Source organism: Synechococcus sp. WH 7805 (assembly GCF_000153285.1).
Taxonomy (GTDB): Bacteria; Cyanobacteriota; Cyanobacteriia; order PCC-6307; family Cyanobiaceae; genus Synechococcus_C.
On the sequence record NZ_CH724168.1, the window covers coordinates 236,165 to 250,822 of the forward strand.

Genomic DNA, 14,658 nt, shown 5'->3' on the forward strand with positions numbered 1-14,658 from the left:
CTCCTTTACTTAGCCGCCTTCAATGTCTGGAAAACCTCCTTTCCCCCCATTCACCCTCGAGACCGCTCGCCAGAAAGCGCGCATGGCGGAAAATGCATGGAACAGCAAGGATCCCGAGAAGGTCTCCCTGGCTTACACCGAAGACAGCGTGTGGAGAAACCGCAGTGAGTTCATTCATGGTCGTGCTGAAATCCTGGCCTTCTTACAGCGCAAATGGGCCAAGGAGCTGGATTACAAACTGATCAAAGAGGTTTGGGCTTGCAGCGACAATCGCATTGCTGTTCGTTTTCAGTACGAATGGCATGACGCGGAGGGGCAGTGGTTTCGCGCCCATGGCAATGAGAACTGGGAATTTGCTGAGAATGGTTTGATGCGCCGTCGTGAGGCGAGCATCAACGATGTGCCGATTGGAGACGGCGATCGCTTGTTCACCTGGGGCGGTGGACCGAGGCCCGATGACTTCCCAGGCTTGACAGAGTTGGGGCTTTGACGTGATGGAGCTGCAGAGCCACCCGCTGCCGCAGGCGATTGACTCAATGGCTGGCCTGCGGCTCTTCATGGAACATCACGTCTTTGCCGTGTGGGATTTCATGCAATTGCTCAAAGCCCTGCAGCAGCACCTGGCCCCTTCTGGGGTGCCGTGGACGCCCCCATCCCACCCGCAGTTGGCCGGTCTGATCAACAGTTTGGTGGCGGAGGAGGAATGCGATCTGCTTCCTAACAGCCTTGGGGGGCCGCTGTATCTGTCCCATTTCGCGATTTACCGCAAAGCGATGGAGGAGATCGGTGCGGACACCACGGTGATTGATGCAATGCTGCAACAGGCGTCCAGCGGCGATTGGCCCCGCGCCCTTCGCCAGGTTGGGATCCCTGAGCCCGCTGCGCGATTTCTTTGCACGACCCAAGCGTTGATCGCCTCCGGTGAAGTCCATGCACTGGCAGCGGCGTTTGCTTACGGCCGGGAGCTTTTAGTTCCCGATCTGTTTCGTGCGTTGCTCGATCGCTTGTCCGGGCTGGCTCTTCCCTGCCCGACCTTGCGCTGGTACCTCGAACGTCATATTGCCCTCGACGGAGATAGCCATGGGACTTTAGCGGAAACAATGGTGTTCACCCTCGCTGGAACCGACCCGGCTGTGCATCAACGGGTCCAGGCCGTGCGGGAGCAGGTGCTTGCCGACCGGACTGCGTTTTGGGATGCGATCGAGACCAGGCTTCGGGAGATGTCTCAGTTCAATCGATCCGGCGGCGAACATTCACAGATGTTCAGTTTTCGATTGATGGAATTCCAGACACCTTAAGGGCTCAAGCAGAAGCGGATGCTCAGCACTCACCCATAGAAAAAATACTAACCTGCGGAAAAATTGCTTGTCACACCGCTGTTGTGGAGGGATCTGTGATTGAAGGGCATGTGCCCGCTTCTGCGATCCAGCGGATGTTGATGGAGCGGCCCAATATCCGTGTTAGCAGGCTACGGACTAGTTAAGAGAGACTTACGAGCAACCCTCTCTCATTGCGATGATCTCAAGAGCATCACCGCACCTGACACTGTGACGATGACGGTCAGCGCACCCAAGAGCATTGGATAGACAGGCTGAAGGTTCAGAACGCCAAAGTTCCCGGTGTGGATCTTGAGCAGCCAGAAGGCATCAATTTCTTGCTCCAAGAGCAAGCTGTAAAGAGATCCCGTGCCGGCGGTGATCAGCAACGGGAGAGCAGCAATCGGGACCAGCCAACGGTGAATCTTGCGTGCTCGCCTTGTCAGCTGTCGTTGGCTCATTGCTTACGAAGTTGACGGTGGAGTTCCTGCTCATCCGCGCACGGCATCCACTTCCCGTTGTTCTGATGCACCGACATGCAACCAATCTCGCCGGCACGTTGTTGCGCGTCAGCTTTGGATTGGTAGATGCCTTTGCTATGTCCCAGACTTGCCATGGGATAGAGAGCGAACGCAGCGGCGACTGCGAATGGGATTGAGACCCAGCCCATCACCCTTGTTGTGAAAGGAATGAACATGGTGGCTTTCATAACGCAAAGAGGCCATCAAATTTGTAGTAGTCAGACTTATTCATGCCTTCGCTTTGCAACATTTTGCGGAGATCAATGATTTCTTTGCGCTGGGCGACGATGATCTCGCGCGCAAGACGAAGAATGGTGGGGTTGGTTGAGTTTTTGCGTGCTTCATGGGCCATCTGAAGGGCCCCGCCATGGTGTTCAATCATTCCCTCTAGGAACCACTGCACCCTGTTTTCGCGTGTCGGCTTCGTTCCCGACATTCGCATTCCGGCAATCACCTCAGGACTCATGCGCACGAGGTCTGCCATGGAGTTGGGGTCGCCATCGGGGCGCAATGCCACGGGGTACACGGGAGCATCGGGATACTAGGCCTTGCGCCATTCGCGCATCGCTTTGATCTCACGGGCCTGCTCGTCCCAAATGCTGTTCGCCAGGGCCCCCACCCCAGGGGCGCCGATGTTGAAGACGTCTTCACTCATCCGCAACGCCCCGGTGTGGTGCTCGACCATGCCGTCGATGAAGCGCAGGTCGTAGGTGCTGCCTGCGGGCCCCATTCCATGAGCATGGTGATGATGCGTGCCGGAATGCGTGGGTGCTGGGTCTTTTGTGCGTTCAGGCTGTGCGTGATGCATCCCGTGCCCATGATGCCCGTGGTGATGGTCCATCTGGGCGAATACGACTTGAGGGGGAAGAGCCGAGATTGCAATCAGGGCAAGGGCAAGACGCAGCACCGGTTGAAGACGTAGAGGTTGATCGTTTTTACAAAATTTGAGCCTGGATTGCTCCTTGATTCTTGGACCTGGTGCTGTGGAATCCAGGGTGCGCTGGAGGTTTGCCAATGAATAGACGTGCCGATTAGTCCTGGGGTTTCTGGCCGCTGTTGGCACCGAGTTCTCAGTTGTTTTAACTGTCTAATGAGCATGTCCATGAGTTGTCCCTGAAATTTTGTGCAACTGGGCCGGATGGTGTGCAACTACATCCTTCGCCTTCGCTGGCTGATGCTGTGTTCTTCCGTTGTGACGTTGTTCGGGTGAGGTGTCCAAGGTTGTTGTTTCAGGGTTTTTTGATCTCACTGTGCAGTTCTGAATGTGATGTGTGTGGGCCGCAGGTCAATGTTCTTCAACAACTGAGTGAAGGGTTGAATGTCTCAGACTGCATCAGTCAACCCGGATGGCAGCGGTGAGCTTGCTCACGGCGTTCCATGCCGGATTGACATTGGCTGTGGTCATAGCGGTGTGTTGACGACCAATCTCAACTCGTGCATCGCCCTGGTTCTGAAGCCATGACACGCAGCTGAGAGATCAGCAGATCGCTTGAGTGCTCCGCCGGTCATTAACGAACGCGACGGCTGGTTCGAAAACGACGGCGTCGGGCGGATCGGTCTTGGCTTGCTCTTCTAGGGAGTTGGAGCTGGTGGTCAGCCCAGTCCATCGTGAGGGCTTCGATCAGGGTGTCACGGTCACCAAATAGCCGAAGCATGGCGTTCGCACTTGAGATTGGATCTCAATAGAGCATGATTGCCGTAATTTTGCAAGTGATTCTCAATAGCGTTAAGTCTCCTGAAGAGTCCGGCTGATCAGTCGTGCGCCCAGGTGCTAACGAGCGCGCAACGACACTTTTGACCAACATGCGGCAAGTCTGACCAGTCCGATGATGCGCTCGGGAATGCTCAAAGCCCTCGGACCGGGAATTTTGCTGGCGGCGGCATCGATCGGTGGTTCCCATCTGGTCGCCTCAACCCAGGCGGGAGCTCTTTACGGGTTGGGTCTGCTCGGGTTGCTGCTTCTCGCCAACCTTTTCAAATACCCTTTTTTGTTGATCGGAAGCCGTTTCACCGCAGTAACCGGTCGCAGTCTTCTGGAGGGCTATCAGCACCAGAGTCCATGGTTTCTGCCCCTCTACCTGCTGATCACCCTCAGTACGGGTGTGGCCAACATTGCAGCTGTTAGCTCCTTGGCTGGCAGCTTGGCGACTGCGGTGGCTCCCGGATCACCGCAGGCTCTTGGATTGCTGGTACTGGCGATCAGCCTGGTGGTGTTGCTGTTGGGGCAATACCGCAGCCTGGATCGGCTCAGTAAGGCAGTCGTCGCGCTACTGGTTTTGTGCACCCTCATGGCAGCTGTCGCGACATTGATCCGTGGCCCAGCCGCTGGTTTTGCCGTGATGTTCACCCCCAGTCCCTGGACCTGGGGGTCGTTGCCTTTTCTGGTTGCTTTGTTGGGGTGGATGCCATGCCCGCTGGATCTCTCCGCCTGGACATCGCTTTGGATTTATGCCCGAGAACAGGATTCAGGCCACAAGAGCAGCCGCACTGAAGTGGAGGCTGATTTCAACATCGGCTATGCCGCGACGGTATTGATGGCAGTGTTGTTTCTGGTGCTGGGAGCTTGGGTGATGCATGGCACCGGGACGGAGTTTTCCCAGGCTGGAGCAGCTTTCTCCCAGCAGCTCATCGAGCTTTACACCGCCAGCTTGGGAGCTTGGGCTTATCTCTTGATTGCACTGGCTGCACTGATGACGATGTTCAGCACAGTGCTTACCTGCCTTGATGGCTACCCGCGCTCGGCGTCTGCCTCGGTTCGTTTGCTGCGAGGTCATCGCGGTATGGCGGTGCTGAACACCAACAACCAGCGTCTTTGGATGCTGCTGCATTTCGCATTGGCCTGCGCTGTGCTGCTGTGGTGGTCCGGTTCGATGGGGGCTCTGGTCACCTTGGCGATGTGGGTGTCGTTTGTGACCACACCGGTTTTGGCATGGATGAATTGGCGGGTGATGCAGAGCCGTCAAGTTGCCCCTCAAGATCGCTTTGGCCCGGCCATGAGCCGTTTGGCTGCGATCAGCCTCGGTGTGTTGAGCCTGTTTGTTGTCCTTTTCGGAATCAGCCTTGTTTGAGGTGCAGAAGCGCGTTGTTTTCCTTCCATGCGCTTGTTTTCTGTGTACTGGGTGAGTCTGCTTCAGTTCGCGAAACGGTGACAGGGGCCACCACCATTGCGGGGGGGTGTCGCGTCTTCGTTGCGGCGTTCCCCCCCGCCTCTTTGGTGAAAAGTGGCTTTCTCCTGTCAGTTCTCTAGCAACCGCGTCGGGAGCTAAGGCATGAGAACAGGTTTGATCAGCACAAATATTTCTGAAAGTCTGAGGTTGCGAGGGAGAGCGCTTGGTGGTGGCTCCCAACAGATCAGGCCAACTTCTAAACGAAGCGCAGAACAGACCGGAGTCGAATTCAAATCTTCAATACCCCAAGGGTTTATGTATCAATGCCTTTGTGGTCATCGAATGGGTCATTCGCGCAATGCGATCGAGGCATGTCACCGATGCAGCAACCGGCGTGGCGTGTGGTTCTGTTTTGCGCCGGGTTCGCTGATTGCCCCTGGTCTGATCAATTCCTCTGCAGAATCACTGCACTGATGGGGAGCGTGGTGGCTGGAGCTGGTGTGAATCCTGCTGATCAACGCTGGGGTTTCTGGCCGCTGCTGCCACTTAGTTCCTGGCTCTTGGAAGAGCTCCGAAGGGCTTGTCCTTGAGTTGTCACTGGAATTTTGTGCAACTGGGCTTGATGGTGTGCAACTGAGGCCTAATCACACAGCTCCGGCCTATAAAACAGAAGCTCACTGAGCGCTACGAAATCAATGGTGGTGCTCCTGTGCTGGCAGCTATGCCTTTGGCTGCAAGGGTGCCCGAAATTGGGTGTGCACTAAAACGTGCCCTAAATCAATTCGTCCCACTCCGCTGGGTAGAGCCTTGTCTTGGTTGCGGTTAGGCCAGGCGTGTCCTCTACGAGGTGCTGGGCTTCCCACATGCCTTTGACTACGCGGCATACGCCTTCGTCGTCGCAGACCCGATAGTACTCAAGGCCACTTGGAGTGTTGGTGAGTTTGGTTGGTCCCATTTCATCTTTTCCTGTTGCTCTAAGAGCTAGGCGATAAATCGAGTCCTGCCTGAGCAAGGAGAGACAAAACGTTCAGCTCGTCACAAAACCTTGGGTGGCTTAACGATGCGGGTTGCGACAGGTAAAGCTGCTCGCTTTAGCGAGGGTCAACCGCACTTCAATCGTCGGTTTTGCTCATTGCAGTTCACTAGTACTATTGCCTACCTGTTGGGGCGCGACGAGAGAAGTGGATGTCGGTTGATCATTCGGTCGTCACAGCACGGCCTGACCGCGACCCACTGTTCCTGCACGTCAAAGCAGGAATGACAGTGATCGTTGAAGACAACGGTGACTGGTGGATGGCTGACGTGATTCTCGTCATTGGCAGCGTCAGAAACCCAAAACTTCCAAGATTTTTCCAGGTAGCAGACGTGGAAACACGTGTTGTCCGTTGGATCAACGCTGATCTGGTGACTCATATCGTCCCCAGGATTCACGAACCAGTGGCGGCCTAACTATCCCCACTTAGGGGTATTGGCACACACCAAAGGAGAAGAGATTGAACAAGTCGAAGGAGCGCTGGCTAGCTCTTACGACCATCGCGTGAATGCCCTGGTCCTGATTCACCCTGGGCTTTCCTCTGCGTCGAGAAGGGAACCCTGGAGCCGTCACACTTCAGGGTTTTCTTTTGTCCCCTTGAAGGGGTATTGGCATGTGTGAAATATGAGTTGAGTGATCTCATCAGCGGAGGTCAAGGCTTCTTCTGCTGGTCAGCGAGCGAGAGCCCTGGACCTGAGACGACAGGGCTTTTCTCGAGAAGGGAACCCTGGAGCCGACGATCTCCAGGGTTTTCTTTAGTCCCCATGAAGGGGTATCAAAAGGCTTGTGCCGGATGGGAGATTGCAACAATCGAGGCAGGAGGGCTTTATGGCTCAGTCCGTCAATCAGCAAACGTGTATCGGTAGAACTTGCTTGAAGTGGTCGGCTGACGGCTCATTGTCGGAGCACGATCAGAATGAGCTGATGAGACGTCTTTGCTCTGCAGATCCAGAAGTGGCTAAATCCGGAGCTTGCAATGTTTTTCAGGATGCAGATCTAAGCAAGACCCACAAAAGGTGAGGCGATCTATGGCTCTCGATCAACTAAAAGCTTTTCTGTTGCTTCTGCAGGACGACGAAGCCGTGAAGCAGTCGGTGCTGGCGGCCTCAACAGCTGATGATGTGGCCAAAATCGCTCAGGAATGGGCTATTCCTTCAGCGGGGACGAATTACTGCGGTTCTCCGGCAACAAAGTGGGCCGGGTGACGGTGTCCAAGCAGGAGACGCCTGGGGAATACAACTGATTAGGAGGCAGTCGCTAGGGCAGTCAGGGCATGGTGTTTGGTGGTTTTGCTCGCATCTATTTACAAAACTGAGCGAGTATTTATCTGCGGCAGTCTTGACTAGTTCTTGGCGTGTTGCCTAACTGTCCCCATGCAGGGGTGTTGGCACGCGCCAAACAGGTGTTGATGGATCCCATCGGCAGAATCCACCGTTACTTCTGTCGGTCGCCGAGCGAGGGTCTTGGTGCTGCAGTCAAGGCTTTTCTGCTGTGACTAAGGGAAATCAAGCCCTGGACTGGACGCTTCAGGGTTTTTCTTTTGTCCCCATGCGGGGGTGTTGGCACGTACTTAACGGGAGTTGATTGATCCCATCGGCGGGAGTCGTCATCCTTCTGCCGGTAATTGAGGGATGGCCTTGTTACTGAGCGGCAAGGCTTTCTTTCAGGAACGCAGACTTTTTGGAGCCGTCACTCTCCAGGGGGTTTCTTTGTCCTGGTGACTCAGATCGTTCCGAGGGTCCAAGCCTTGGCCTCAGTCTTTTGCGGGCTGCGTCAGCTTGTAGAGGTTCAGGGCTACGAGAGCCACCCCGAAGCTGCAAAAGAAGACGATCAGGTCTTGGCTGGAGATGGACATGAGGACCCAGAAGCGAGTTTGTGACGGAATGTAACGAATTTTTGTAAGATGGGGGTGTCGGTGAAATCAAAAAAGTTCCAGCAAACTTCGCCTTTTGGGGTGTCGGCGTGATCGTCGCGGTTATGTTTTTGGCTGTCTTTGTTGGCGGTGCAAATGCTGGTGACTGCCCTCGCAGCAAGTCAGCTGAAGCAACCTCTGTTGAGACCCATCACAAGTCGAACGAAATAGCTGAGGTCGAAGACTGACGATGTCTATCGACGCCCGATGCCGTGAACAGCGGTCAGTCGCTGATCGCATGTTCATGGACTTCAAATACACCCGGCCTGGCTCGAAAGAGCAGCTACAGGCCTTAAGCACTCTGAGCTTTCTCATAGGGATGTGTGCCGATTTCCTTACTGCCGAGGAAAAGAGAATGGATCAAGTGTTGGTCCTAGAAGTCGGTCACTCGTAGGGACTGGACGGCGATCACGCTGGGTGTTCCACCCTCCAGCTGAATCGATGACCCACATCGTTCGCACGGGTGCCTTTGTGTTTGGCGTCGCGAATGTGGTGCTCCCTTTGCTGGAGCAATCGCTAGTGCCCAACGGTTGGATTGACCTGCAGCAGTTTCTGTTCGGTGGCCCTCTTCTGCTCAGGGGTCTGTGGTTTGACTCTGTTCTGATCTACTCCTCTGCAGAATTACTGCGTTGACGAGGAACATGGTGGCTGGAGCTGGTACGAATCCTGCGGATCAGCGTTGGGGTTTCTGGCCGCTGCTGCCACTTAGCTCTCAGTCACAGGAAGCGGTCTGAAGGGCTTGTCCCTGAGTTGTTCCTGGAATTTTGTGCATTTGGGATCAATGGTGTGCAACTCCCACAGGGAGCTGACCTCCCTTGGATCTTGCTCTACTCGTGATGGTCCAAGACCACCTGCCTGCAGGCATCCTGATCGGGCACTTCAACCCCATGAACCTTGGCCCGGTTGTCCCAGCTCCGCAGTGCCAAGGCATCGTCCATCCCCTCTAAGGCCAACAGCCGCATTGCTTCAGAATGGCTTAGCTCTCCGCCTTGGACGGCAAAGCTGCGTTTCGATGCATCCGGTAACCCCGCAGAATACGTCCCATCCAGGGAGCACAGCAGCCGTTTGGCTGAGATATGCCGCTGTACGAGGGCAACGACCTGCGTGGGGAAGAACACCGAGAGTGCTCGGGCTGCCACGGCCTCATGGGCACAGTCTTGATCGAGGAAATTCCTCTGCTCATTGATCATTGGATGGCCGATGTCATGAAGTAGTGATGCAAACCTTTCCGGGCGACTGGTGACCGATTGACATTCCAAGTTTTTACCCCAATCGAATAAGGGGATGATGCCAACAACGAAAACCTCCACCTTGCCAGCTCAGGGCGTCAATCGGAGTCGTGATCACCTCAAGACCTTCAGCTTCAAGTTCTTTTTTCAAGCCAGGTAGATTGTCGCCGATAATAATGCTGTCTTTGCTGAGAACAAGACCATTGCATCCCAATTTCTTTTCAGCATCATCTGCTGAAACATTGATAAGTTTCCATCCATTGAGGAATTTAGGAAGACCTTCAGTAAATGCTTCCTGACATACAATGGCTAGACCAGGCCTTGGTAAAGCAAGCGTAGTATCAAGATGGAGAAAACGTCGACTTAATGGTACTGCATGAACTCTGTATTCCTGGCCCAGGTAATCACTTAGCCAGCGTATTCCAGCGAGGTTCGTTGCATTGCCTGTATGTCCTACATAAATATCTTTCCCGACCAACATAACATCCCCTCCTTCAAGGTATGGTCCAGGTCCATAGTCGCCAACTGATCTGGATTGATATGGGTCAGGTTGTGGCATGGATACCAGAAAAGACCCACTTTTTTGCAATCGTTTTTCAATTGTCCTTCGAATCGCAAATCGCTCTTTTCGTCGATAGGGCTCAAGCATTGAAGTTTCAATCACCTTATTTCCAATCACGAGAATTGGATCGCGCGGAAAAGTTTGCATTACTGCATCACTATCGGCAGCCAAATAATTTGTTTCAGCGTCGGAAAGCTTTTCGACCTGATGTACGATGATGCCTCGATCCCGCAGTATTGATATAATTGAGTTCATTTGATCGATTGATTGCTGATTTAAGTCTGGTTCGCATTCTTGCAACCACTGACCTCTATTTTTTTCTATGAATTCTATGGATGATTCTGGTAAATAATTTTTACTTGTGTTCGGAACTTTGGTGGGAACTCGAACGTTGGTCAATCCAACAACTACTTCCTTCAGCGTTCCCCATTCATGATCCACCGACACATCTCTGCCGTCTGGAGAAGCTTTATGATTCACGCTCTTTGCGGATGATTTGAAATTGCTAGACGCAATGGCAAACGCCGACGCACTCGAGGCAGCACCCCAAAGAAAGTTGCGTCTGGTTGAATTTAAGCCTGGCACGTGAACATGAAGCAAGCACTTTTACTACTAGCTGAAGCTTTGAGCATCGGCAAATAAATGTTTTAAAATGAAACAAACAAAATATTGATCAATGCTTTAAACCTGGCTAGTTAATAGTGAAGTGGGGGCTATTCATTCGTTAGTAACAACACAATCGTCTTCAGTGAAGATTTGATTGCAACCTTTGACTGAAGTTTGAATGTGAATACTGAATTCGGTTTTATCAGCATTTAATCTCTCTGCTTGCAATGGGCTCTTTGTAGAATTTTTTTGTTGTTCTGCCTAGCTTAATTGAATCGCCTCAATCTGGAATTGACGTGTTGATTGCGCCTAAGCGGGTCAGCCTAAGCCCGACGTGATTTTTCCTCTCCCAGTTGAGCCCCCAGGCACCACTACCACTGCCCCTTGCATCGTTGTTGCGAGTGCTTCCCTGATGTGGCCTGGTTGATGCAAAGTCACTGCATCGATGGGGCGCGTGGTGGCTGGCGCTGATATGAATCCTGCGGACCAAAGCTGGCCTTGGTGGCCGCTGCTGCCACTTAGCTCCTTATTACAGGAATAGGTCTGAGGGGCTTGTCCCTGAGTTGTCCCTCGTTTTTTGTGCAAGTGGGCTGAATTGTGGGCAACTACAACCTTCTCCTTAGCTGAAAATGTCTCTGGATTGAAAACGTGAATCTCGGGAAGCAGCAGAGTCCTTTGCACGGACTGAGAAGGAAACCTCTTTAAAGCGTTTCGGGCTTCAATCGGCTTGGCCGGTAAGAGATCAGAAAAGCCTGTTGGCTGTCACTCTCTGTCTTCACGGCTGTGATCAGGTCTTCACCTGTGTTCCAAACCCAGACCTGGTCGTTGTGGCTGTCGTGCTCAAGGCTTGTGCTCAGGGGTGGGCCGTGTCGAGCGCGCAGGCCTGCAAGCACCTCAGTCATGTCATCGATGGCGAACTCGTAAGCCAGGTTCGTCAGCCCTTTATCGGGATCGACTTCAAAGGTGGCCTGAGAGACGGGCAGTCGATCCAGAAACACATCGCGAGTCACGTAGCGACCGGACCGCTCTTCGTTCACGGTTTTCCCTTCACCCATATGGGTGGTCACCTGCTCCAACGGCATTCCCCAAGCCAACCCTTCAACGCAAGCGTCCACGCGGCCTGCGCTGCACAACAACAGCAGCCCTAAACAGGCAGTGATCAGAAGGTTCTGGAGTTGGGGCAGCACCTTCATGCGGCGATCATTCACTGTGCAGATTCTGTTGGTTCGTGGGTCCGTTGCCTACTGCCTTTTGTGAAGGCAAGCCCTGAATCATCCGTTCAATCTTGAATTGCTGTCTCCTGAGCCGTCTTGGTGCCGATCAGCCCAGCTTCGGGTGCATCCCGAACCACTCGCAGCAGTAACCCAGCCTCAAGACCAAAGCGATCATGACCGCAGAGGCTGCCGCCACAAAGGCGATTCCCAGAGAGACCTGCCGGTTCTTCTCGTCTTGCGCCGTTCGGACCATTCGGAGGGAGAGGGTGTCAGTACTTAACCCATGTATTTTCCGCTTTTGCAAGGCGCACCTCAACTCCAGCAGCCAGTCCCGCTTTTCTCCCTGGACGGCTACAACGCGTGACTTCGGGGGCAGGAGCAGCGCTCAAGCGCTGGCTCGATGTACACGTCTCTGCGATGGATGGGGTTGTTTCAGCCTGTTTCGAGGCGAATGTTCCCCACCACGCAGGTCTTGTTGATCAGTGATGTCCGTGCTGCTCAGCTTCCTCGTGTTTGGCGCAGACCATCCACATGGACCCCATTTGATGTGCTCCCTTGCATCCGAACCTTGGAGCTGCTTCCTCTGCCTCCTGCTGGGTCTTGAACATCGCCTGTTTCGGCTGACCACCGTGGGGGTTGGCGAAGGCTGAACCTGCGGACATCACCAAGATGGAGCTGAACAAAAGAGCTGCGCGCTTCATCGGTTGATTGGATTCAACCCTTACTATGCAGTTGATGACATCAGTGCGCCGCAGAGGTTGTTGTGCCTCCAGCAACGGAGCAAAAGGGATGCCGTGTCTCGTTTAATCCAGGGCCACCATTTAGCTCCGGCCGCTTCTATGGCCTGATGCGAGGTTGTTGAAGAATATTGTCCTCTTCTGTACGTCGCGGAGATTCAGTCGCAAAATACATGAGTCAAAAGACCTATTCATGCGTCACTTTCTTTCTCTCGCGCTGGCGGCTTTGATCGCTCTTATTGCCCCATCCATGGTATCCGCTGCTGATTCAGCGCATGGCGAGCAGATCTTCTCTGCCAACTGCGCTGCATGTCATATGGGTGGAGGCAACGTTGTTAACGGTCAACGCACGCTCCAACAGGACGATCTCAAGGCTTACCTGGCTAACTACAACGAAGGCCATGAAGAAGCCATCGCTTACCAGGTGACCAATGGCAAAAACGGCATGCCTGCGTTTGGCGGGAAGCTTGGTCCAGACGACATCGCTGATGTTGCCGCCTATGTTGAATCGCAATCGATCAACGGCTGGGCCTGAGCAGTCAACTCTACAGATTTGAGACTTTGACGGTTTTTAATAGAGCCCCTGATTGGTCAAACAACCAGGGGCTTTTTCTTTGAGTAGATATAGAAGAGGGTATTTCCTTTGAAACGGACTCTTCCTCTTACAGGTTGTTTGATTGTTCGATCTGAGCGTGAACACGGCTTTCCTGATTCAGTTGTGAACAGCAAAGGGTGGAAGACCACTCGTTTTGAATTGATTTCTCCATTGCGGCGAGTGTTTAGGGCATTCAGTTGGGGAACTCATAGCCCTGTTGAGTGCCGGTGTTCGAGGGTGTCCCCTGGTCTGATCCATTCCTCTGCAGAATCACTGCATTGATGGGGAGTGTGGTGGCTGGAGCTGGTGTGAATCCTGCGGATCAGCGCTGGGGTTTCTGGCCGCTGCTGCCGCTCTACCCCTATGGCCGGCGAGCCACGCATGCCGAAGAGCTGATTCCCGGTGAGGTCTGGAGCTTTGAGCAGCTTCAGGGGGTGTATTACGTGGCGGTGCCGATCCGGCTCACGGTGGTGAAGGTGCCCGGTGGTCTGATGCTGTTGAACCCGCTTCCTCCCACCCGGGAGCTCTGCCAGGGGATTGCTGCGCTTGAGCAGCAGCATGGTCCGGTGTTGTCGCTTGTGTTGCCGACGGCGTCCGGCCTGGAGCACAAGCTTCCCCTAGGCCCTCTGGCGCGGGCTTTCCCTCGGGCGGAGGTTTGGGTCTGTCCGGGCCAGTGGAGTTTCCCCGTGCAATTACCCCTTAGCTGGTTGGGGGTACCGGAACGCCGCACCCGGGTTCTGCTCGACGACGGGGTGCCCCACCCAGAGATCTGCGATTGGTTGTCGCTCGGTCCACTGGATCTCGGTGTGGGTCGGTTCCAGGAGATCAGCTGTTTTCACCGTCCTTCCGGGGCCCTTCTGGTGACCGATGCACTCGTGGGGATCAGCGCTGAGCCTCCCGCGGTGTTCGATGCAGACCCCACCCCGCTGTTGTTCCATGCCCGCGAGCGGGGCGATGAACCTTTTCTGGATTCAGTTGAAGCACGCCGTCGCGGTTGGGCCCGGCTTGTGCTGTTCGCCTCTTACCTGAGGCCGGAACCGCTGGACGTTCCTTCGTTGCTTCAGGTGTTGCGCCAGTCCTTTCGTCCGGGTTTGCGTTCCCCCCGTGGGCACTTCGGGCTGTATCCCTTCTCCTGGAAGGACGGCTGGCATCAGGCAGCATCGGCTTTGATGGGGGATTCGGCCCCGCGTCTGCAGGTGGCTCCTGTCTTGGAGAGGTTGGTGCTGCCGCGGGCCCGCCAAGCCTTGCTCCGTTGGTTGGATGAATTGGCCAGCCTTGAGGCCATGCGTTGGCTGGTGCCAGCGCACTACAGCGCTCCTCTCGCGTTCACACCCGAGGTGGTCGCTGCTTTCAAAGAGGAACTCGTGCAGAGGCCCTGGGCTCCAGATCAGGGCAACTGGGATTTTCTTGCTGAAATCGACAAAACACTGGTGCGGTACCGGCTGGTGCCGCGCGATCCGTTCACAGATTGAGTTCTTCGTCAGGACCGATCGCCATGTCATCGTCGCCGAACATCGCGTCCTCCAGCTCCTTGCGTTGCTCCATCTGACGCAGGAAGTAACCCGTCATCATGGCCGAGGCGAGCATGTTCGCCAGGTTGTCGCGATGGGCGGTGACCTTCACCTCGAACTGTTCGCTGGGAAGCATTCCCAGAAGCCCCTGCACGTTGTGACGGATCACATCCTGGATGTCGTTGCTCGCGGATTTCGCGACGCGCTGGAGAACATCGGGTGATTGATCCTGCAGGTACTGAATCAGTCCGTTAACGGGTTGTCCGTCTTGGCTGTCCGTGGTCAGGAACTCAGGATTAAACATCCCGCCGCTCT

At 54.6% G+C, this 14,658-nt stretch carries 17 protein-coding genes and 3 pseudogenes; 11 read left to right on the forward strand and 9 right to left on the reverse strand.

All coding sequences use genetic code 11. The features are described 5' to 3' along the window. Window positions 1–22 precede the first annotated feature (22 nt). The 3 genes and pseudogenes from WH7805_RS01470 to WH7805_RS14870 form a co-directional block, all read left to right on the forward strand. The gene (locus WH7805_RS01470) at window positions 23–490 is read left to right on the forward strand and encodes a nuclear transport factor 2 family protein (RefSeq protein ID WP_006041149.1); all 468 of its coding nucleotides are present in this window, start codon (window positions 23–25) and stop codon (window positions 488–490) included. 4 nt (window positions 491–494) lie between these two features. Then, a complete protein-coding gene (locus tag WH7805_RS01475; protein WP_006041150.1) occupies window positions 495–1,298 on the forward strand; it encodes a DUF3050 domain-containing protein in 804 nt (267 codons plus the stop codon). A 65-nt stretch (window positions 1,299–1,363) separates the two neighbouring features. Then, window positions 1,364–1,459 (forward strand): annotated as a pseudogene (locus WH7805_RS14870) (DUF411 domain-containing protein); the annotation flags it as partial. A gap of 48 nt (window positions 1,460–1,507) precedes the next feature. On the opposite strand, the gene WH7805_RS01480 reads toward WH7805_RS14870, so the two are convergent. From WH7805_RS01480 to WH7805_RS14250, 4 genes and pseudogenes are all read right to left on the reverse strand, one after another. Beyond that, entirely contained in the window at window positions 1,508–1,777 is a 270-nt protein-coding gene (locus tag WH7805_RS01480) for a hypothetical protein (protein WP_006041151.1), read from the reverse strand. Further along, window positions 1,774–2,025: a DUF3721 domain-containing protein gene (locus tag WH7805_RS15155; protein ID WP_006041152.1), complete on the reverse strand. Its 252-nt coding sequence runs from the start codon at window positions 2,023–2,025 to the stop codon at window positions 1,774–1,776. Before WH7805_RS15155 ends, WH7805_RS01480 begins: the two co-directional genes overlap by 4 nt. Then, window positions 2,022–2,678 (reverse strand): annotated as a pseudogene (locus WH7805_RS01490) (DUF305 domain-containing protein). Before WH7805_RS01490 ends, WH7805_RS15155 begins: the two are co-directional and overlap by 4 nt. Before the next feature lie 667 nt (window positions 2,679–3,345). Next, window positions 3,346–3,492 carry a hypothetical protein gene (locus WH7805_RS14250; protein ID WP_156783576.1) on the reverse strand — a complete coding sequence of 49 codons (147 nt, stop codon included), beginning with the start codon at window positions 3,490–3,492 and terminating at the stop codon, window positions 3,346–3,348. 171 nt (window positions 3,493–3,663) lie between these two features. Here WH7805_RS14250 and WH7805_RS01495 point away from each other — a divergent pair, with 171 nt between their 5' ends. The 5 genes and pseudogenes from WH7805_RS01495 to WH7805_RS01530 all read left to right on the forward strand — a co-directional run bounded on the left by WH7805_RS01495 (window position 3,664) and on the right by WH7805_RS01530 (window position 8,522). Next, window positions 3,664–4,905 (forward strand): NRAMP family divalent metal transporter, encoded by a 1,242-nt coding sequence (locus WH7805_RS01495; RefSeq protein WP_038004192.1) that lies wholly within the window; start codon window positions 3,664–3,666, stop codon window positions 4,903–4,905. Between the two features lie 419 nt (window positions 4,906–5,324). Beyond that, window positions 5,325–5,534 (forward strand): hypothetical protein, encoded by a 210-nt coding sequence (locus WH7805_RS01500; RefSeq protein WP_006041159.1) that lies wholly within the window; start codon window positions 5,325–5,327, stop codon window positions 5,532–5,534. A 595-nt stretch (window positions 5,535–6,129) separates the two neighbouring features. Further along, window positions 6,130–6,393, forward strand: coding sequence for a DUF3104 domain-containing protein (locus WH7805_RS01510; protein ID WP_006041161.1), 264 nt, complete (start codon window positions 6,130–6,132; stop codon window positions 6,391–6,393). A gap of 612 nt (window positions 6,394–7,005) precedes the next feature. Next, window positions 7,006–7,220 (forward strand): annotated as a pseudogene (locus tag WH7805_RS01515) (Nif11-like leader peptide family natural product precursor). Between the two features lie 1,110 nt (window positions 7,221–8,330). After that, window positions 8,331–8,522, forward strand: a complete 192-nt coding sequence (locus WH7805_RS01530) for a hypothetical protein (protein ID WP_006041165.1) — start codon at window positions 8,331–8,333, stop codon at window positions 8,520–8,522. Between the two features lie 194 nt (window positions 8,523–8,716). Here the strand turns inward: WH7805_RS01530 and WH7805_RS01535 are convergent, their stop codons facing one another. The 3 genes from WH7805_RS01535 to WH7805_RS01545 form a co-directional block, all read right to left on the reverse strand. Continuing rightward, complete coding sequence (locus WH7805_RS01535; protein ID WP_006041166.1) at window positions 8,717–9,079, reverse strand: hypothetical protein; 363 nt, start codon at window positions 9,077–9,079, stop codon at window positions 8,717–8,719. Between the two features lie 73 nt (window positions 9,080–9,152). After that, entirely contained in the window at window positions 9,153–10,160 is a 1,008-nt protein-coding gene (locus tag WH7805_RS01540; RefSeq protein ID WP_198005722.1) for a dimethylarginine dimethylaminohydrolase family protein, read from the reverse strand. Between the two features lie 827 nt (window positions 10,161–10,987). Beyond that, entirely contained in the window at window positions 10,988–11,479 is a 492-nt protein-coding gene (locus WH7805_RS01545; protein WP_006041169.1) for a hypothetical protein, read from the reverse strand. Between the two features lie 381 nt (window positions 11,480–11,860). Between WH7805_RS01545 and WH7805_RS15065 the strand changes: the two genes are divergently transcribed. Then, window positions 11,861–11,986, forward strand: a complete 126-nt coding sequence (locus tag WH7805_RS15065; protein WP_255344557.1) for a hypothetical protein — start codon at window positions 11,861–11,863, stop codon at window positions 11,984–11,986. Here the strand turns inward: WH7805_RS15065 and WH7805_RS01555 are convergent. After that, a complete protein-coding gene (locus WH7805_RS01555) occupies window positions 11,980–12,162 on the reverse strand; it encodes a DUF3721 domain-containing protein (RefSeq protein WP_232198919.1) in 183 nt (60 codons plus the stop codon). The two genes, WH7805_RS15065 and WH7805_RS01555, sit on opposite strands and share 7 nt — an antisense overlap. A gap of 268 nt (window positions 12,163–12,430) precedes the next feature. On the opposite strand from WH7805_RS01555, the gene WH7805_RS01560 reads away from it, so the two are divergent. Further along, entirely contained in the window at window positions 12,431–12,772 is a 342-nt protein-coding gene (locus WH7805_RS01560; protein ID WP_038004231.1) for a c-type cytochrome, read from the forward strand. A 341-nt stretch (window positions 12,773–13,113) separates the two neighbouring features. After that, window positions 13,114–14,304 (forward strand): DUF4336 domain-containing protein, encoded by a 1,191-nt coding sequence (locus tag WH7805_RS01565; RefSeq protein ID WP_006041173.1) that lies wholly within the window; start codon window positions 13,114–13,116, stop codon window positions 14,302–14,304. Here WH7805_RS01565 and WH7805_RS01570 read toward each other — a convergent pair. Next, entirely contained in the window at window positions 14,294–14,647 is a 354-nt protein-coding gene (locus WH7805_RS01570; protein ID WP_006041174.1) for a DUF760 domain-containing protein, read from the reverse strand. The two genes, WH7805_RS01565 and WH7805_RS01570, sit on opposite strands and share 11 nt — an antisense overlap. Window positions 14,648–14,658: the final 11 nt, after the last annotated feature.